Origin of the sequence: Moraxella sp. CTOTU47915 (assembly GCF_031986685.1) — a bacterium.
In the GTDB taxonomy this organism is placed as follows: Bacteria; Pseudomonadota; Gammaproteobacteria; order Pseudomonadales; family Moraxellaceae; genus Faucicola; species Faucicola tetraodonis.
Genome location: NZ_DAMAAE010000012.1, coordinates 1 through 18,527, shown reverse-complemented (window position 1 = coordinate 18,527; position 18,527 = coordinate 1). Strand labels below are relative to the sequence as shown.

The 18,527-nt window shown below is 45.5% G+C and carries 17 protein-coding genes; 10 read left to right on the top strand and 7 right to left on the bottom strand.

Features of this window, described 5'->3' with window-relative positions:
- The first annotated feature begins 41 nt into the window (after window positions 1-41).
- The 8 genes from pseC to RTL34_RS09505 are packed head-to-tail and all read left to right on the top strand — an operon-like array spanning window position 42 to window position 8,588.
- Window positions 42-1,235, top strand: coding sequence for a UDP-4-amino-4,6-dideoxy-N-acetyl-beta-L-altrosamine transaminase (gene pseC, locus RTL34_RS09540; protein WP_312116494.1), 1,194 nt, complete (start codon window positions 42-44; stop codon window positions 1,233-1,235).
- Window positions 1,235-1,909, top strand: a complete 675-nt coding sequence (gene pseF, locus RTL34_RS09535) for a pseudaminic acid cytidylyltransferase (RefSeq protein WP_312116493.1) — start codon at window positions 1,235-1,237, stop codon at window positions 1,907-1,909. Before pseC ends, pseF begins: the two co-directional genes overlap by 1 nt.
- Window positions 1,910-1,923: 14 nt before the next feature.
- Entirely contained in the window at window positions 1,924-3,591 is a 1,668-nt protein-coding gene (pseG, locus tag RTL34_RS09530; RefSeq protein ID WP_312116492.1) for a UDP-2,4-diacetamido-2,4,6-trideoxy-beta-L-altropyranose hydrolase, read from the top strand.
- Window positions 3,592-3,646: 55 nt separating this feature from the next.
- Entirely contained in the window at window positions 3,647-4,699 is a 1,053-nt protein-coding gene (gene pseI / locus RTL34_RS09525) for a pseudaminic acid synthase (RefSeq protein ID WP_312116490.1), read from the top strand.
- Window positions 4,699-5,955, top strand: a complete 1,257-nt coding sequence (locus RTL34_RS09520; RefSeq protein ID WP_312116488.1) for an oligosaccharide flippase family protein — start codon at window positions 4,699-4,701, stop codon at window positions 5,953-5,955. Before pseI ends, RTL34_RS09520 begins: the two co-directional genes overlap by 1 nt.
- Complete coding sequence (locus RTL34_RS09515; protein ID WP_312116486.1) at window positions 5,952-6,953, top strand: glycosyltransferase family 52; 1,002 nt, start codon at window positions 5,952-5,954, stop codon at window positions 6,951-6,953. Before RTL34_RS09520 ends, RTL34_RS09515 begins: the two co-directional genes overlap by 4 nt.
- Window positions 6,954-6,957: 4 nt before the next feature.
- Complete coding sequence (locus RTL34_RS09510; protein WP_312116484.1) at window positions 6,958-7,782, top strand: beta-1,6-N-acetylglucosaminyltransferase; 825 nt, start codon at window positions 6,958-6,960, stop codon at window positions 7,780-7,782.
- Window positions 7,779-8,588, top strand: coding sequence for a glycosyltransferase family 2 protein (locus RTL34_RS09505; RefSeq protein ID WP_312116482.1), 810 nt, complete (start codon window positions 7,779-7,781; stop codon window positions 8,586-8,588). Before RTL34_RS09510 ends, RTL34_RS09505 begins: the two co-directional genes overlap by 4 nt.
- 1 nt (window position 8,589) lies before the next feature.
- On the opposite strand, the gene mnmC1 is transcribed toward RTL34_RS09505, so the two are convergent.
- Complete coding sequence (mnmC1, locus tag RTL34_RS09500) at window positions 8,590-10,662, bottom strand: FAD-dependent 5-carboxymethylaminomethyl-2-thiouridine(34) oxidoreductase MnmC1 (protein ID WP_312116480.1); 2,073 nt, start codon at window positions 10,660-10,662, stop codon at window positions 8,590-8,592.
- A gap of 146 nt (window positions 10,663-10,808) precedes the next feature.
- Between mnmC1 and RTL34_RS09495 the strand changes: the two genes are divergently transcribed.
- Window positions 10,809-12,158: an APC family permease gene (locus RTL34_RS09495; protein ID WP_312116478.1), complete on the top strand. Its 1,350-nt coding sequence runs from the start codon at window positions 10,809-10,811 to the stop codon at window positions 12,156-12,158.
- A 24-nt stretch (window positions 12,159-12,182) separates the two neighbouring features.
- On the opposite strand, the gene RTL34_RS09490 is transcribed toward RTL34_RS09495, so the two are convergent.
- The 4 genes from RTL34_RS09490 to RTL34_RS09475 form a co-directional block, all read right to left on the bottom strand.
- Window positions 12,183-13,463, bottom strand: coding sequence for a TIGR03862 family flavoprotein (locus tag RTL34_RS09490; RefSeq protein WP_312116476.1), 1,281 nt, complete (start codon window positions 13,461-13,463; stop codon window positions 12,183-12,185).
- Between the two features lie 30 nt (window positions 13,464-13,493).
- Window positions 13,494-13,922: an SH3 domain-containing protein gene (locus tag RTL34_RS09485; RefSeq protein WP_312116474.1), complete on the bottom strand. Its 429-nt coding sequence runs from the start codon at window positions 13,920-13,922 to the stop codon at window positions 13,494-13,496.
- 65 nt (window positions 13,923-13,987) lie between these two features.
- Window positions 13,988-14,290 (bottom strand): YciI family protein, encoded by a 303-nt coding sequence (locus RTL34_RS09480; protein WP_007115180.1) that lies wholly within the window; start codon window positions 14,288-14,290, stop codon window positions 13,988-13,990.
- Window positions 14,291-14,302: 12 nt separating this feature from the next.
- Window positions 14,303-14,866, bottom strand: a complete 564-nt coding sequence (locus tag RTL34_RS09475) for an inner membrane-spanning protein YciB (RefSeq protein WP_007115181.1) — start codon at window positions 14,864-14,866, stop codon at window positions 14,303-14,305.
- Window positions 14,867-15,057: 191 nt separating this feature from the next.
- On the opposite strand from RTL34_RS09475, the gene RTL34_RS09470 reads away from it, so the two are divergent.
- A complete protein-coding gene (locus RTL34_RS09470; protein ID WP_312116472.1) occupies window positions 15,058-15,981 on the top strand; it encodes a PHP domain-containing protein in 924 nt (307 codons plus the stop codon).
- A 167-nt stretch (window positions 15,982-16,148) separates the two neighbouring features.
- Here RTL34_RS09470 and RTL34_RS09465 read toward each other — a convergent pair whose 3' ends face one another.
- Window positions 16,149-16,715: a FixH family protein gene (locus RTL34_RS09465; protein ID WP_040403153.1), complete on the bottom strand. Its 567-nt coding sequence runs from the start codon at window positions 16,713-16,715 to the stop codon at window positions 16,149-16,151.
- 126 nt (window positions 16,716-16,841) lie between these two features.
- Window positions 16,842-18,266: a cytochrome c oxidase accessory protein CcoG gene (gene ccoG / locus RTL34_RS09460; protein ID WP_007115184.1), complete on the bottom strand. Its 1,425-nt coding sequence runs from the start codon at window positions 18,264-18,266 to the stop codon at window positions 16,842-16,844.
- Window positions 18,267-18,527: the final 261 nt, after the last annotated feature.

Below are 18,527 nucleotides of genomic sequence, written 5' to 3'. Positions count from 1 at the left end.
ATAACAAACCCACTTAATAACGAACCCCTTGGGCAAATATTATGGCAAATCAATTTATCCCTTATGGTCGTCAGCATATCACCCAAACTGATATTGATTCCGTGGTCGCTGTGCTACAGTCTGATTTTTTGACCCAAGGTAGTCAAGTACCAGCGTTTGAAGAACGCGTCGCTACCTATACGGGGGCAAAGTTTGGCGTGGCGGTGAATAGCGCCACGTCAGCACTGCATATTGCCTGTTTGGCATTGGGGCTTGGTCAAGGTGAAAAGGGTAAAGACGACTGGCTGTGGACGACGCCGATTACCTTTACCGCATCTGCCAACTGTGGATTGTACTGTGGTGCTAACATTGATTTTGTGGATATTGATCCGCTAACGCTCAATATGTCGATCAACGCCTTGGAAGAAAAATTACAGCTTGCCGATGCTGAAAACCGCTTGCCAAAAATAGTCATTCCCGTACATTTCACCGGTGAGCCCTGTGATATGGCGGCCATTCATACGCTATCACAGCAATATGGCTTTAAGGTTATTGAGGACGCCTCCCATGCCATTGGTGGCAAATACCACAATCAACCAATCGGCAATTGTGAGTTTAGCGACATTACCGTGTTTAGCTTTCACCCTGTCAAAATCATTACCACCGCAGAAGGTGGACTGGCAACAACGAATGATCCAGTGTTGGCGGAAAAAATGCAGTTACTCCGTAGTCATGGTATCACCCGTGATGCCAATCTAATGACCCACGAACCTGACGGTGATTGGTATTATCAGCAAATTGATTTGGGCTTTAACTATCGCATGACCGAATTGCAAGGGGCATTGGGGGTGAGTCAAATGAACTATTTGGATGACTTTGTCACTCGCCGTCATCAGCTTGGCAAGCGTTATGATGACTTACTCAAAGACTTACCGATTATGTTGCCTTATCGCAATCCTGCTCATTATTCGGGGTTTCATTTATATCCCATTCAACTAACAGCAGACAGTGGCAAAACACGTAAGCAAGTGTTTGACAGTTTGCGGGCGCAAAATATCGGGGTGAATGTACATTATATTCCAGTGCATACCCAGCCGTATTATGCCAAGTTGGGCTTTAGACAAGGCGATTTTCCGCATGCCGAGCGCTACTATGCACAAGCCATTAGTTTGCCATTGTATTATGACTTAAGCGAAGCCTCGCAAGCGCAAGTGGTGGATGCCTTAAAGATAGCGTTGGCTCAGGCATTAGCATAATGAATGTCTGTATTATCCCTGCGCGTGGCGGTAGTAAACGCATTCCGCGCAAAAACATCAAAGATTTTTGTGGCAAACCCATGCTGGCTCGTGCCATTGAAACGGCAAAAAACAGCCAATTGTTTGAGCAGATTATCGTCTCCACTGATGATGGCGCTATTGCCGATATCGCTCAACACCATGGTGCTACTGTGAGCCAAAGACCGGCCGAGCTTGCCGATGATTACGCCACGACCGCTGCGGTGATTCGGCATACGCTGCAGAGCATGCCAAAAGCTAGCCATATCTGCTGTCTATACCCCTGTACGCCGTTATTAAAACCGCAGTATTTAACCGACAGTTTTGAGCGTTGGCAGTCATCCAACAGTTTGTATTGTTTTCCGGTTTTAGAATTTGAATCCAATGTGTTACGCTCACTGAAGTTAAGCGATACCAGTGAAGTGTCGAGCATGTTTAGCCAACATGAACTCACCAGAACCCAAGATTTGCCGCAGGCGTATTTTGACGCAGGTCAGTTTTATTGGGGCAGTCGTGAGGCATGGCTCTGTGAGGATAAAATCCATAATCATGCGCTAGGCTATGTGTTGCCAAAATACAGCGTGGTCGATATTGATGATGATAACGATTGGCGATTTGCTGAGCGCCTGTACCAAGCGCAACTGGAGCTAGCATGAAGATAGGCGCTAGCATGAAGATCGTGGTCCGAGCAGACGCAAGTTTAACGATGGGTAGCGGTCATATCATGCGTTGTCTCACGCTCGCTGACCGGTTAAAACAGCAAGGGCATGATATCTCGTTTATTTGTCGGAAGCATGACGGGCATTTGGCGGATTTGATTGGGCAAAAAGGTTTTGCTGTGCATCTGTTAGCCAAAAGTGGGATTGCAGATTTTATCAAACAGCATGCCCATAGCGAGTGGCTAGGCGCCAGTGAAAGCGATGATTTTGCTGAGTGTAAACCCATCTTGCAAGCGTTAAAGCCAGATTGGCTGATTATCGACCATTATGCGATTGGCGAAAAATGGGAGCAACAAGCTAAACGACTTTTGCCAAACCTTAAAATTTTAGCCATTGACGATTTAGCCGACCGAACGCACGACTGTGAGATTTTGCTCGACCAAAATTTTGGGCGAAAAAACGAAGATTATCAACCGCTTGTGCCAAGTGATTGCCAGCGACTACTAGGTACACGCTATACACTATTACGTGATGAGTTTGCCAACTGGCGAACGATGAGCCTAAGCAGACGTAAAAGCGTGCAGCCGCCCAACAATATATTGGTCAATCTTGGCGGTGTCGATAATGATAATGTCACGCTCAAGATTTTGCAAAGTCTCAATACCTTTTTCCAACAATCTACGCAATCATTTAACGTGACTGTCGTCATGGGCAAAACCGCACCGCATATCGAAAGTGTACAAAGGTTTGCCAAGCGCGCAAGTTTTGCGTGTGCGGTACTTGTCAATGTGACTAATATGGCGCAATTGATGGCAAATGCTGACCTTGCGATTGGGGCTGCAGGCAGCACCACCTGGGAGCGCTGTTGCTTGGGCTTGCCGATGGTGCTGATCGTGCTTGCCGATAACCAGCAGGTGATTGCCAAAGCGTTGGCAGATAAAAACCTGGTCAAAGTAGTAACTGACAGGGCGACATTGGATGAGCAACTGCCCCGCTTGTTGAGCGAACTGGCCGACAATTATAAAAAATTCAGCCGCCAATCTGCCAAGTTGGTCGATGGGCAAGGGGCAAAACGGGTTACGCACTGGATTGAATTTGCGCAAAAATTTCAACATTGTCAAGTGAGGCAAGCGACCCAAACCGATACCCAGATGATTTGGCAATGGCGTAATCACATCGACGTGCGCCGGTGGATGTTTGGGCAAGATGAAATTGCCCTTGCTGACCATGAAAAGTGGTATGGCAAACAGCTTGACCATGCCAATGTGCATTTGCTGATTTTTGAAGTCGCTGGTGAGCCAATGGGGCTAGTCAATGTTACCCAAATGACGGTAGATAAATACCAGACGCTGCAGTTGGCAAACACCCATACGCCAAACCCTAATTCATCAAGCCCGAATGAAAAAACTGCCAGCTGGGGGTTTTATTTATCCCCTAATAGCGCAAAAGGACAGGGGCTTGGCTTTGCGTTGGGGGTTTTGGCGATGGCACAGATTTTCAACACCACAGGCATTGGCAAAATCACCGCGCAAGTGCTGGCATATAATACCGCGTCATTGGCGTTGCATCGTAAATTGGGATTTAGCGAAACAGGGGTGTTAAAACAGCATTTTGGTATGGGTGACAAAGTGTATGATGTGGTTGAGTTTGAATTAAAATCGCAAGATTTTTTATTTTAGGGGTGGGTCTGAGTGGGGTATATATGAAAAAAACGGGGTGTCTATGAATCAAAATATGAATCAAAATTTCAGCATTAACAATCGCCCAATCGGCATTGACCATGCGCCATATATCATTGCTGAAATGTCCGCCAACCACAACGGCGACATCAATAACGCTTACCGTATCATTGACATGGCAAAGGCGTGCGGTGCTGATGCGGTCAAAATGCAAACTTACACCGCAGATACCATCACCCTCAACAGCAGCGCCGCTGACTTCCAAATTCATGGGGGACTGTGGGACGGGCGTACCTTATATGACTTGTACCAAGAAGCTTACACGCCGTGGGACTGGCATAAACCATTGTTTGAGCACGCCCACAAAGTCGGTATCACCATGTTTAGCTCACCGTTTGACTTTACTGCGGTGGATTTGCTCGAGGATTTGAACGCGCCAGCGTACAAAATCGCTTCGTTTGAAGCCATTGATTTACCGCTTATCAAATATGTAGCAAGTACCGGCAAGCCAATGATTATCTCCACAGGGATGGCGGACCAAACCGAAATTGCCGAGGCGATTGCCGCCGCTCGTGATGGCGGCTGCAAGCAGCTTGCGTTATTGCACTGCGTGAGTGGCTACCCAGCTCCCGCACAGGACTATAACCTGCGTACCATCACCGATATGCAGCGCCGTTTTGGCGTGCCGATTGGCTTATCCGACCATACGCTTGACAACACCACCGCCGTGACAAGCGTGGCATTGGGGGCGTGTATCATTGAAAAACACGTCACCCTAGATCGCAATGGCGGCGGGGCGGATGACAGCTTTTCACTGGAAAAAGACGAACTCACCGCGCTCTGCCGTGATAGCAAAACCGCTTGGCAGTCGCTCGGACAAGTGGACTATGGGCGAAAATCAAGCGAAATCGGCAATGCGCAATTTCGCCGTTCACTGTATTTTGTCAAAGACATGACGGCAGGGGATGTGATTGATGAAAGCTGTATCCGTAGCGTTCGCCCTGGCTTTGGGCTTGCCCCGAAGTTTTATGATGAATTAATGGGCAAAAAAGTGCTAACGGATATCCACGCCAATACCGCTACCTCGTGGGATGTCCTTGAAAGGTAATGTTAAATAAAATCAAACGTTTAACACACTCTGCCTTGCTCAAAGACAGCCTGATTTATGTGGTGGGCGAGATGACCGCCAAAGCTGTGCCATTTTTGCTATTGCCCTATTTGACACGGGTCTTAGGCACCACGGGCTTTGGTGATTTGTCTTATTATTTATCGCTCACGGCATTTATTGTAATCGCCATGAGTCTGTCGCAAAATGGCGCTTTGACCCGTTATTTTTATGTGTATGGCAGGCATGGGCTGGGCAATATTTTACTGGCGGGTGGGCTATATAGCGTGGGCGTGCTGCTGATTGGGACGGTGATTAGTTGGCTGTTACATAGCGAATTGTTATTTTACTGCTTTTTTACTGCCTTTTTGCAAACCTTGGTGCAAAACCAACTGGCACTGCGGCAATGCCAAAAACGCCCGTTTAGCTATCTGACCATCCAATTGGGCTTAGCCTTGGGAAATTTACTATGGACGGTGCTGATTTTTCAGTTTTTTGCTGGCGATACCACGGATAAAGTTGCCCAGCGTCTTATCGCGATTATCTTGGCGCATGGGGTTACTTTTGTGGCAGCGTTGGCGTGGGCAAAATACCAATTTGCTATCAAATTTCGCTTTACCCCAAAACGGCTCAAACTGGGACTTGGCTATATTTTAACGCTAGGCTTGCCGCTGCTGTTACACGGGTTAAGCTATACCATCAAAGGGCAACTTGACCGAGTGTTGATTCACGAGCGGTTTAGCAGTCATGAGCTAGGCGTATACTCGGCAGGCGTGCAAGTCGCCAGTAGCTTGACCATTGTGATTATGGCGGTCAATTCTGCGCTGGTGCCTCACTTATATGAACGGCTAAAATCGCAGCGCATGACAGTGATACAATTGCATCGACTGTTTTGGCTGAGTTTGATGGTGCCTGTTATGTTGACTGCCATGGCTTGGGCGATGCCGTCGTCATTGATGGCGTGGTTATTGGGGGCAGATTTTGCCCAAAGCCAGTATTATGTGGTGATGTTTGTACTGGCGTTTTCGCTGATAATTCCGTATTTATTGTTGGTGAATTTTTTGTTTTATCATGCCAAAAGCGCGCAAATCTCGCTGTGTTCGCTTATCTCAACGGTGGTGTATTTGCTTGCCTTGTGGGTGTTAAGTGGCGTATCACTGGCGGTGGTGCCGTATGCGACTATTATTAGTAGCGTGGTGATTTTGCCGTTGTTATATTATTATACGCTGCAGGTGGAAAAGGTCAAAAAAACGCCATGAATCTCATTATTTGTATCACCCCCTTGCAAGTGTTGATTGCCAAGCAAATTATTAAGCAGCACAGTACCCCCTTTATTGGGCTGTATTTGCCGTATGGCGTCCATTCAAAAAGCGAGCCCAAACATCGCTATTATTTTGACCAACTTGAGCAGGTCTGCCAAAAATCCGCCTTTATCGAACTGAACAATAAAACCTGGGGCGAACGTTTTGCCACCCTAAACCACATCAAGACCACGCTTAACACGCTTGATGTTTGGCAAAAACCTATCGAAAACGTCTATCTTGCCAGTATTGACGTGTTATTTTTGCAATATGTTATTTCTAAAGTAAAATTCCAACAGCTGTATACCTTTGATGACGGCACCGCTAATATTTTCCCCAATTCTAGCTATTTTCAACCGTTACCAAAATCATTACCATTACAACTGTTTAAACGCGTCGTGGGCATTACTTATCCCAGTATCCCTAGTATTTTGGCGATCTCCAAAAAACATTTCACCATTTTTCCTCAGGAAAAAAATATCATAGACGCTACCCATCCCGTTTATTTGTTTGATAAAGTAGACAATCAGCCTAATGAGAATTTGCCGGTAAAACGGCTGTTATTGGGGCAAGCCCTCGACAATTTTATCGGTGACAAAGCTTATGCTGATATTGTAGAAACAATGGTCAAGGCATTTCACCTTGACGCATTTTGTCCACACCCGCGAGAAAACTTGGATTTTAGCCATCTTTTGCCGGTGATTGATAGCGATAAAATCATTGAAGATTATCTAAGCGAGGCATTGCAACAAAACCCCCACCAACGCTTTGAAATTTATACCTTTATCAGCACTGCCGTGTTTTCGCTCAAAGAATTTCCCCGCACCCAAGTATTTATGGTATATACCCAAGCGCTGTGGGATAAATTCCCTGATGCGTATCAGTTTCTTGCCAGTCGTGGTTTTACCCTCATTAATTTAGATGACACAAATAATCTAAATGGGTTCAAAGGGTAACTGCATGAAAAAACACGCCTTACTTATCCAAGCCCACCAAGATATCAGTTATTTTATTAAGCTGGCGAAAAGTCAGCCAAACGTCAATTTTTATGTGCATATGGATGCTAAATCTAATTATTTTCCTGAGGCTGAGACTGCACAGCTAGCCAATGTCGTTTTGCTCAGCGACAGGGTATCGGTGCGTTGGGGCGGGTTTAGCCAAATTGAAGCAACATTAAAACTATTTGAAACAGCGTTTGCCAATGAGGACAATGCTTATTTTCATCTGGTAAGCGGTGAAGATGTGGTGTTACAACCATTTGAAGTGATAGAAAAACAGTGGCAACAGCGGTTTGATTTTCAGGCGATGATGACCTGCGAGAGGGCGCCACAGTATGCGTATCGTTTTATTATGGACAGTCCCCATGCCGACAGCGACTGGCAACGGCAATTGACAGGCAAAATCATCACCAAACTGCAACAAGGTGTGGCAAAAATAAAAACTTATTACTCGCCCATTTATTTTGGCTCACAATGGTTTTCAGTGACGCGTGCAGACTGGGAAAAAATTGTGCCTTTTACCGATGAATACAGTGATTTTTTCCGTCAAAAACTGGTGCCTGATGAGCATTTTTTTCAAACCCTAATTACTGAAAAATTAACCAATCAAATTCGCCTAAGTAATGATAACCGCCGACAGATTATTTTTGACAAAAATGTAAATAATGGCAATAGCCCGATTTATTTGGATTTATTAAAGCTGGAGCGGGCAAAATTTGATGGCTATTGGTTTGCCCGTAAAGTAAAAAAGGATGTGGCATTGACTTGGCTGGGTGAGTTAACATGAAATTTTCTGTACTGATGTCGCTGTATGACAAAGAAAACCCCGAATTTCTGACCGAATGTTTAGCCAGCTTGGTCAGTCAAACACGCCAAGCCGATGAGATTGTGTTGGTGTTTGATGGTCCAATCAATTTGGCATTGCAAGAAGTGGTACAAGAGTTTAAGCCGCAACTGCCGTTAATGATTATCGCTTTAACAAAAAATGTCGGGCTTGGACAAGCCTTGAATGCAGGTCTAAACGCTTGTCAACATGACTGGGTGATGCGCATGGATACGGATGATATCTGTGTGGCTAACCGCTTTGAGCAGCAAATTAACTTTATCCAAAACCATCCCGACATTGACGTGTTGGGCGGGCAAATCATTGAATTTGAAAAGCAGCTGTCACAGGGGAAAAAATCTCGCATGGTGCCAACCTCACACGAGGCGATTTTTGCCTCAGCCAAGTCGCGCAATCCCATCAACCACATGACGGTTGCCTTCAAAAAATCAGCGGTACAAGCGGCCGGTAGCTATCGCCATGCGCCGCTGTTTGAAGATTATGACTTGTGGGTACGGTTGTTGGTCGCTGGCTATCAGTTTGCCAATTTGCCAGAGGTGCTGGTGTATGCACGGGCAGGCGATGCGATGTATGAACGGCGCGGGGGCTTGGCGTATGCCCGATACGAGTGGGCAATTCAGCAAAGCTTTTATCAACAAGGGTTTTTGCCTATTGCGCAACTGCTTAAAAACCTCGCCATTCGTTTGCCTGTGCGATTATTGCCAAATAGTTTACGCAGTTTGGTTTATCAAAAACTGCTGAGAAAATAACTTAGCGTCGAATGACCTTGCGATTGGGACTTAAGTTTTTTACCATCTTTTCAGACAATGGCAAAACTTCTCCACACATCAGTCCCGCCAACAGCTCACTACAAATCGGCGCATAAGCATAGCCCTTTGACCCCAATGCCGAAAAGCTCCAGACTCGGCTTTTGCTTTCATAACCCGCTTGCCACACCTGCCCAACTAGGGGTAGATAATCCACGGTTTGGCTGCGGATGCTGGCGCGACCCTGCCAATGGGGGATGTTTTTTTCGACGGTAAATATATCGGTGTTATTGACCAAATCGGGCACCGCATCCGCCAAATCTGCCACATTCATCTTATGGTCAGCAACGGCTGGCGTGGTATCCAAGGTATCCCTGACAAAACTTGCCCCAAGCATGACATGAAGCTTACTGTTTTCGTTAAAACTGGCGTAATAACTGCCATACTTTAGCGGCAGTTTTGGCAACTGTGCTTTATCATGCGCATCGACAGCAAACCAAGTCACTTGCCCACGGCTGTGATTAAAGCGTTTGATGGTGGGTAAAAAATCGCAGCTGTCTAACGCCATGCACAAAATCACATGGTCAAAAAACTGTTGATGCTCAGTGAATGTTAATAGCACTTGGTCGCAATCTTGCTGAAAATAGGTTAATTCCTCGGTTTGAAAGCTGATATTGGGGTGGCATAAAACAGCGTTGGCAAAGTTTGCGGTAGTGATTAATCCGGCATTGGGCAAAAATATTGCTTGCCCAATCTCATAACCGACCTTTGCTTTGGCTTGTTCGGCGGTCAATAAACGGGCAAATTCAATGGGAAAATCTTTGACTTCATCAAGATGTAAGCGATTGTGTGAGAGTAAATCCAAACAGCCGGTGGTCTGTAGGATTTTAATACCGGTTTGTGCGGTCAAATAAGGGTAAAATCGACAGCTTGCCAAATAACCAATCGCATGTAGATTGGTTTCAAGGCGTTTTAGGCTGGTAAGTTTTGGCGCAAGAAAACCGCGGATGTTGCCCGATGCCCCTGCCAATGGTTGCGCTTTATCAAAAATGGTGACCTTGTGTCCACGGGCGGCTAAGGCATACGCACTGCTTAACCCCGCCACACCCGCGCCAATCACCGCCACAGACAGCGGTTTTGTAATAGCAGAAAAATTGGGTAGTTTAAAGCCTTTAACGTTATTGGCTTTTCGACGCTGACGACGTCGGGATTCAAACGTGTCAGTAAAGGGTAGGGTGACAAAGAATGGTTTAATTTTTTTGTTATAGCGAAAATAAATTTCGCAAAAATTGGTGGATGTTAACTTAGGTTGAAAGCTTGCGGTGAGCATTTCTCGCTTTTTGCCAAAGCCTTTACGTTTGGCTAAGGTAAAACCCTGATGTTTTAGCCCCTGTTTGACTGCGCTTGCCACGCTAAATGTCGCCAAAGTCGTGTGAGGTTTGGATAATCTTGCGATTTGAGCCAATAAATCCTTTGACCAAAGCTCTTGGTTACAGCTCGGCGCAAACCCATCAAGCAGCCACGCATCGACTTTACCTTGCCCAGTCACTTGCGACAAACTACTCGTCGCATCGCCAAGCCATAAATCAATCGTCAATCGTTCATCAAACCAGTTCAAACGATGGCAGCCAGCCAGTGGCGGTGGATAGTTGTCAATGAGCTGTTGTGATAACCCAGCAAGCGCTGTCCAGACGCTCAGCGCTTGTTCAAGGTCAGTTTTGCTTAAGGGGAATTTTTCGGTGGTAATGATATGTAAATGGCTGTGATTGTCAGGTCTGATTTGTTGCCACAGTTGCCAAATAGCCAAGATATTAAGCCCTGTACCAAAACCAATTTCACCGATGACAAATCGTTCAAAGTTCCGCAAATTAGCGAGGCGAGTGGCTAAGTCGTTGCCATCAATAAAAACATAGCGAGATTCTGCCAAGCCATCCGTTTTGGAAAAATAAACATCATCAAATTCGCTAGAGAGGGGGACAGTCACGCCGTTATCGTCTAACTGCCAGTGCAGTTTGGCGGTTTGAATGGTTGATGCTGGGGTAGTGCTTGAGACAGGAGGTTGGCTAGATTGTGGCATCAGTGATCCATAATAAATAACTAAAAGTTAGTGCTAAGTAAAATATTACTAATACAAGACTTGAAAACAGCGATTAGGGGGTATAGCATAACTGATTTTTTATCGTTGCAACATGGCATGCAGCTTTTTTTGGGTGTGGTAACAACATGAATCAATCAAGTAACGGGCGTTATAACCTAATCACCGCATTGGCAATGATTGTGGGGATTGTGATTGGCTCAGGGATATTTTTTAAGGCAGACAATGTTTTAAAATATACCAATGGCAATGTGGCATTGGGCGTGGTGGTTTTTGTATTGGCAGCGGTGGCGATTATTTTTGGTTCGCTATCGATTGCTGAGCTGGCAAAACGTACCGATGCCCACGGCGGCTTGATTGGCTATGCCGATGAATTTGTCAGTCCACATTTTTCTACCATGATTGGCTGGTTTCAATTGTTTTTGTATTACCCGACGCTTGGCGTGGTGGTGACGTGGGTAGTGGGTATTTACACCGCCCTGTTATTTGGGGTAAAAGAGGCATCGCTTGAATTACAAATGGGCATCGGGCTTACGTGGTTTGTCATTTGTTATCTGTTTAATGTGATGGCAGCGGTGTTTGCAGGGCGTTTTCAAGTCTTTGCCACTGTCGTTAAATTAATTCCGTTATTTGTGCTAGGGTTGATGGCGTTTTTATATGGCGACCCTGTGGCTGCGTTAACCCATCCAAGTGAATCTGCGCGTCAAGCGACCCAGTCTTTGGCATGGCTCGGTGCCATTGGTCCGATTGCGTTTTCGTTTGATGGCTGGGTGGTCTCTACCAGCATTTCAGGGGAAATCAAACATGCCAAACGTAATTTACCGATTGCCTTAGTTGTCGCGCCTATGTTGATTTTATTGGGCTATTTGCTGTATTTTGTTGGACTCACCGCGTATCTAGGTGCCGCAAAAGTGATGGCATTGGGTGATGAAAGTGTGTATGTGGTGGCGACCCAGTTATTTGGCGAAACCGCTGCCAAAGCCTTTTTGGTATTTGTGGTGATTTCGGTGATGGGTACGGTGAATGGCTTGGTATTAGGGCTGATTCGTCTGCCGCATTCTTTAGCGCTCAAATCATTGATTCCGTTTAGCGCGCAATTGCGTCAGGTCTCGCCTATCTATCAGCTATCGGTTGGTTCAGCGCTGCTAGGTTTTGTCTTATCTATGTTTTGGGCAGCTGTGCATTATGCGGTAATGAAAAGTCAGCTGCTTGGCGATATGGATATTTCAGAAATCGCGATTGTGGTGAGTTACTTGCTGTATTTAGTATTTTACTTTGCGGTGTTTCGATTATGGCAACAAGGTCATATCAAAAGTATGTTATTGGGTGTGATATCGCCGATTTTGGCGGCATTGGGCTCGCTGATGGTAGTGTTCGGAGGGATGCAAAATCCGCTGTTTTTGCCTGTCTGCTTACCGATTTGTGCGCTTGTCCTCCTGCTTGCCTACTTTTACAGTCGCTATCTACACAGTCGATAAATACATTACGCCAAGTGCTTTATATCAAGTGCATTGCATCAATTTTTTGGATAACGCTAAAAACTGCGCCACGCCTTGTCCGGCGGCTCGACCCGTGGCAAAACAAGCCGTTAGCAGATAGCCACCCGTTGGCGCATCCCAATCAAGCATCTCGCCACAGCAAAATACATAAGGATTGGATTTTAGCGCAAAATCCTCGGTTAATGCTGTGCGTTTTACCCCGCCGCCACAGCTAATCGCCTCTTCAATCGGTCGAAAGTTATCGAATTCTACCGTTAACTGTTTGATTGCCTTTGTCATTTTATCGGCATCATGCCAGTGCGTTTTTGCGACGATTTCTCTGAGTAAGGCGATTTTGACCGGATCAAGTCCTGCCTTTCGCCAAAGGTTAGCTAGCGATTGTTTTTTGGGGGTTTTTAAACTACTCAATAATTTTTCGTCAGACACATCAGGCAGCAAATCAAGTTGTAGTGATACCTTGCCCGTATGATTTAATTGCTCGCGCATGGCACGATTGAGCCGATATATCAGCCCGCTTTCCATACCATAATGGGTGAGAATAATATCACCAAAACCCTGCTCAATTTTGCCATCGGGCAACGTCACCTGAGCTTTCACGCGTTTTAACGCTTTGCCAAAATCGCGGTGCAAATGCGCTGACCAAGGCTGTGACAGTGGGCGACAGATACCGACATTGCTGGCATAGAACGGCGTCAATTCTGTATCGCTGAGCCATGCCTGCCATTTGCCATCACTACCGAGCCGCGACCATGACATCGCGCCCGTTGCCAACACAATCGCATCAAAGCTTTTGCTAACAGTCAGGTTACCGCTTTCATGCACTACCGAAAAAGTCGCTTGCTTGCCCTCAATGTTGTCACAGCTATGCCGATAAAAAAACGTTACACCATCCTGCTGCAGCGCTTGCAACCACGCCCGCAGCAGTGGCGAGGCTTTCATCATGGTAGGAAAGATGCGACCTGTCGAGCCAACAAAAGATTCAACTCCTAAGCGGGTCATAAAATCACGGATATGCGCCGCATTAAAATCTTCAATATGCGGCGTTAGCCAGTCGTTGGGCTGATAGCGTGTGACAAAGGTATCAACGGGCTCAGCGTGCGAGATATTGAGTCCAGATTTACCGGCCATCAACAGTTTGCGGGCAGGGGAAGGTTTTTGTTCAAATACGTGGATTGTAACATCAAACTGGCGCAGATAATCTGCTGCCATCAGGCCAGCAGGACCCGCGCCAATGATGGCGACGGTGGGCTTTTTTGGCAAGTCGGTTTGGTTATTTGGCATCATAGCAAGTCAATGTCAGTCTTATAAAGTCGATTACCAACGACCTTTACGTCCCGCGACCATCCAGCCCAGTGCGATACCAAGTATCCCACTGAGCAGTGCAGTGACCGCCCCGTAGATAAAAATTTGTCCACTGCGCTCATTGACAAGCACTTTGACCTGCGTATTTAAACTATCGACTTGGTTTTGTAATTCAGCATTTTTTGCCAATAGTTGTTGGTTGGCGTTGGACAACTGGCTGTCAGTGGGCTGGTTGAGCTGGGCAAGGGTAGGTTGTTTGGGGTTTTGCATGGGTGAGGTGCTACTGGCAACGCTTGAGGCAATCTCTGGCTGTTTGGCGAGTGGTTGTCCTGTTTTTGGGTCAGTGACGACAACTTGCGGTGCTGCATGGGTCAGGCTTGTCACCTGTAATACCGTCAATAACACTGCGCCGCTTGCCAACGTGCCCACTAATTTTTTCATGCTTACCACCTATCACCACCCAGACTTTACCAATTTTGTACTACAAACAACTGTTAAACCCAACATTAACTCACTGATTTAGGAAAAACTTGGATAAAGGGTTTGATATCCACATGACTATACACACCATTTAATAAGTAAGGCTCTTCACTTGCCCAAGCTTGCACTGCTTCATCGCTGTCAAAATCCACGACCAATACACTGCCACTCATTTCAGGCTCTCCATGCGCAATTGGCGTAGGGCCTGCGATGATGAGACGGCGCTGCTCATCTAACTGCGTAAGACGCTCAAGATGAGCAGAACGGAATTGTTTGCGTAGCTCAAGGCTATCAGGGACGTCATGACCAATAATAATATAAAGTGCCATCCATATTCTCCTTTAGTTTTTTCCTTTATCATTGATTTGTTGCTGTATATCTGGATTTAGATGGTTTTTTAAGAACACAAATTGCCCGATTAAAAACACGAGCATCACCGGTATCCATCCCCAGCTTTTAAAATTAATCCAGGTATCGTTGTTGGTAAAAAACGCAAAATAATATTGCAAACCTGCCATCAGCAAGAAATACCCTGCCCAAGCAAGGGTGAGTCTATTCCAGCCCGATTGGGTCAATCGAAACACATTTTTCATTGCCAGTTCTAATAGCGGTTTACCTATCGCAACACTGATAATGAGGGCAACCGCAAATACGCTATTGATGACGGTTGATTTCCATTTTAAAAATGCTTCGTCATGGAAAATTAAGCTTAACCCACAAAATCCCACGGTTAAAATCAGCGTGACCCACTGCTGTTTATTGAGCTTGCCTTTTTGCCGGGCAAAATGCACGACATATACCACCAGTGTGGTAATCAATAACGCCGCCGCACCTGCCAATACCCCTTGCTGTTTGGAAAAGTAAAAAAATGCCAGTAAAGGTAGCAAATCCAATAAACCGCTCATAGTCATCTCTAACAAAAATCTTAGCCGCTAGTTTACACGGATATGCTAAAATCGAAAAGTAACTTTGCGATTTTCCTTGCTTCATTAATCACGTGCCCTTGTGAGCGAGCCAGCGCAGAGTTAACCCCTCTTTGTCTTAACCTCTTTTTGTCCTATTGTTGGCAACCAGCTTTTGTAATTAAGGCGTATTTGTGAATTCTTTAAATCTCGATATCTTGTCTAGCAGTCCTATTTATACCCAACTTCCGATTGATATGCACTGCCACAGTACCCGCTCAGATGGCACTTTTAGCCCAAGCGAAGTGGTGCAAAAAGCGCATGATAAAGGGGTGAAAGTATTATCCTTAAGCGACCATGATACGGTACTTGGTATCCTTGAGGCGCGCCAAACCGCTGATAGCCTTGGTATGACGCTGATTCACGGTGTTGAAATCAGCTGCCGTCATCGTGTCATGGGCGGCTACTCCAAAAAACCTGCCCAAAATGAAAAGGTGATTCATGTATTGGGGTACGGCTTTAGTGATATCGAAACAATGCATAGCAAACTGGCTGCCATCCAAGCCAATCGAGAAACGCGCGGCTATGCGATGTGCGAGCGTGTGGCAAATACCTTTAAACGCCCGATGGATGAGATTTGGCAGGCGGTGTTAGTGCAAGCCAAAGGTAATCCGCAAGCGGTCGGTCGTACCCATATCGCCAAAGTGATGGCGGATCAAGGCTTGGTGAGTGATGTACAAAAAGCCTTTACCGGCTATTTGGCTGACCATAAACCTTGCTATGTGGCACTCGATGGCTTATCGCTTAAAGATTGCATCAATTTGATTCATGAGTGTGGTGGCAAAGCCTCTTTGGCTCATGCGACCCGTTATAATTTAACCGCCAACAAAGTGCGTAAACTGATTGCAGATTTTGCCAGTAGCGGTGGCGATGCGGTGGAATTGCCCGCCAGCAATGAGCCGACTTCAACCCGCCATATGGTCGATAGAGTGATTAAAGAGCATGAGTTAAAGGTGTCTATCGGTAGTGATTTTCATGGCACGACCATGCCGTGGCGCGTGCTTGGCGGTGTGCCAAAATTGCACGAAGGACAAGTGGGGATTTGGGAGAGTTGTTAAAAATTTACCCTCAGTTACCATTTTTTTAACTAACAAGCAGGGGCTTCTAAATATCCAGCAAGATTTTTTAGCATTTTACTGATGAGGATATTTATGAAAGGTACAAGGAAGCCAAGTAGCTGTAACCTAGTACCTGTAACCCAGTACCTCTAATTAGTTGACTGAAACTAAGATTTTTTATCAAACGCAGTTAGTGGCTTAAAGGCAATCGACTTCGCCATCGGCAATTCCTCAATCGCACGCAGCCGCCAGCTATTGGCTGGGTCATGCACCACAATATAGTATTTGCCTTTAGACGGATCTAGCTGCACATTGCCCGCATAACTGCCATCACTTAACCGTTTGACAATAATGTCACGGTCTTTTTGCTTTTGGGTGGCATGGGAAATCTCCACTGCCAATTGCTCAGGTGCTTTAAACTTGTCACTGGCGGGCGCCTCAAGTTTAAAATTGACTGCCTGATGACTAATCAGCATTTGACCGGTTAGCCCCAAATCATGCGCCAGTTTGTCTTTGGACACATCCGCATATAAGGTCTTACCATCCATGTACCAGTCATCACGCACGGTGGAGTCTTGGATTCTCACCGAGTAAAACACGAACCAGATACAGGCGACTACCACAAATAGCGGCAAACCAATAACAAAAATCCAAACCATATAATTTTTATACCAAAGTTTGGATATCGACTGATTAGAAGTTGATGAAGCAGGAGAATTTGTTGGTGTTGCCATAGACCACTCAGCAGATAACAATCAAAAAGCTAGTATAGCAGAAAAACCCATGCCCCAATAACGTGCGCCAATAATTTGGCACAAAAAAAGCCGATTATCAAAATCAGCTTTTTTAGGTAATCAAACTTATTTATCCGTGGTAAACACGTTATCTTTTACCGCTTTGTATTTACCGCCATCATCCACGCTCACCACTTGCATTTGGATGGGGATATTGCTTTGGGTAATCACTTTTGGATCGCCCAGTACACTGACAGGGAAGTCATAACTTTCGCCTGCTTCTAATGGAATGGTTTTAAAGCGGCTATCAAGTTTTAAGCCAGGTTGTGGTGTCAATGTCACCGCATAATCATGGTCTTGCTGAGTTTTATTGGTGATTTTGATAATGTAGTTATTTTCTACCAAACCTTGCGCATTGATTGACGACAACTGATTACGGTCACGGCGAATATCAATCTGCAGCGGTACACGGCTGGTTAAAAAATAAACCCCCGTACCAATCAACAACGTAATCACCGCCAAATAAGCAAAAAACCGTGGACGCAAAATTTTACTTGGCTCATTCTCTACCAATTGGCGTTCGGTACTATACCGAATCAAACCGCGTGGTTTATTGACTTTATCCATGATGTCATTACACGCATCGACACAGGCCGCGCACTGAATACATTCAACTTGCAAACCATCACGAATATCGATACCCGTCGGACACACTTGCACACACATCAGACAGTTGATACAGTCACCTAAATTCTCATCTTCACCGCCTCTTTTACGCGCGCCACGTGGCTCACCACGTTTATAGTCATAGGTTACAATTAACGTATCTTTATCGAACATCACACTTTGGAAGCGGCCATAGGGACAAATATGGGTACAAAAGTGCTCACGCATATAGCCTGCATTGGCAAATGTCGCAAAGGTAAAAATAAGTACCGAAACCCAAGTTAATGGCGTCCAATCTGGTACAGGAATACCGCCAAACCATTGCCAACTATGATAAAGATAATCAGTCCCAACGGCATAACTACTAAACGTCAATGCAGTCACCAACGCCATGATAAACCAAATCAGATACACCAAGCCGCGTTTCATGATTTTTTCGCCATTCCAAGGCGCTTTATCTAATTTAAACTGTTTATTACGATCGCCGATGACAAGCTTCTCAGTGTATTGGTACATATGCGTCCAAATCGTCTGTGGGCAGGCATAGCCACACCACACACGACCGGCATAAACGGTCACCATAAACAATAAAAAGGCAGCAACCATAAAGAAAAACGCAAAAATAAAAACGTCTTGGGGTAAAAAAGTTAGCCCAAATAGCACAATCTTAGAACCCGAGAAATCAAACCATATTGCTTGGTGTCCGCCATAGCGAATCCATGGCAACACCAAAAACAACAACAATAAAAAATACATACTTACAACGCGGATGTTTTGATAAAAACCCGTCACAAAACGGGGGTGTACGCGTTTTTTAGTGGCATCTACTTGGTGGACAGGGAGTCTAAAATCATTACCAGCAGGGGAAGGAGGTTGTACAGACATTGTTTGCCCTCACATATTTTCTGACATGAATATAAAAAAAATGAAAGACGACAACCGCAAAACCACCGAACATCGCCTAACGAAAAATTGCTTAAACAATATATTCAATTATATATCAAATGGCACTAAATACCCACAAAATAAAGGGAGTTATCAACAACTGCAAAATAAATGAAAAAACTTTTCGCAGTGGTATTGACAGGGGGAAAGAAAAGCGTATAATACGCACTCACTGGCAGCGACTACAGCCACAAACTGTAG

What these genes read in the sequence shown, in the direction of transcription:
- pseC (WP_312116494.1), top strand. Translation starts at nt 42, where the DNA reads ATGGCAAATCAATTTATCCCTTATGGTCGTCAGCATATCACCCAAACT.
- pseF (WP_312116493.1), top strand. Translation starts at nt 1,235, where the DNA reads ATGAATGTCTGTATTATCCCTGCGCGTGGCGGTAGTAAACGCATTCCG.
- pseG (WP_312116492.1), top strand. Translation starts at nt 1,924, where the DNA reads ATGAAGATCGTGGTCCGAGCAGACGCAAGTTTAACGATGGGTAGCGGT.
- pseI (WP_312116490.1), top strand. Translation starts at nt 3,647, where the DNA reads ATGAATCAAAATTTCAGCATTAACAATCGCCCAATCGGCATTGACCAT.
- RTL34_RS09520 (WP_312116488.1), top strand. Translation starts at nt 4,699, where the DNA reads ATGTTAAATAAAATCAAACGTTTAACACACTCTGCCTTGCTCAAAGAC.
- RTL34_RS09515 (WP_312116486.1), top strand. Translation starts at nt 5,952, where the DNA reads ATGAATCTCATTATTTGTATCACCCCCTTGCAAGTGTTGATTGCCAAG.
- RTL34_RS09510 (WP_312116484.1), top strand. Translation starts at nt 6,958, where the DNA reads ATGAAAAAACACGCCTTACTTATCCAAGCCCACCAAGATATCAGTTAT.
- RTL34_RS09505 (WP_312116482.1), top strand. Translation starts at nt 7,779, where the DNA reads ATGAAATTTTCTGTACTGATGTCGCTGTATGACAAAGAAAACCCCGAA.
- mnmC1 (WP_312116480.1), bottom strand. Translation starts at nt 10,662, where the DNA reads ATGCCACAATCTAGCCAACCTCCTGTCTCAAGCACTACCCCAGCATCA.
- RTL34_RS09495 (WP_312116478.1), top strand. Translation starts at nt 10,809, where the DNA reads ATGAATCAATCAAGTAACGGGCGTTATAACCTAATCACCGCATTGGCA.
- RTL34_RS09490 (WP_312116476.1), bottom strand. Translation starts at nt 13,463, where the DNA reads ATGATGCCAAATAACCAAACCGACTTGCCAAAAAAGCCCACCGTCGCC.
- RTL34_RS09485 (WP_312116474.1), bottom strand. Translation starts at nt 13,922, where the DNA reads ATGAAAAAATTAGTGGGCACGTTGGCAAGCGGCGCAGTGTTATTGACG.
- RTL34_RS09480 (WP_007115180.1), bottom strand. Translation starts at nt 14,290, where the DNA reads ATGGCACTTTATATTATTATTGGTCATGACGTCCCTGATAGCCTTGAG.
- RTL34_RS09475 (WP_007115181.1), bottom strand. Translation starts at nt 14,866, where the DNA reads ATGAGCGGTTTATTGGATTTGCTACCTTTACTGGCATTTTTTTACTTT.
- RTL34_RS09465 (WP_040403153.1), bottom strand. Translation starts at nt 16,715, where the DNA reads ATGGCAACACCAACAAATTCTCCTGCTTCATCAACTTCTAATCAGTCG.
- ccoG (WP_007115184.1), bottom strand. Translation starts at nt 18,266, where the DNA reads ATGTCTGTACAACCTCCTTCCCCTGCTGGTAATGATTTTAGACTCCCT.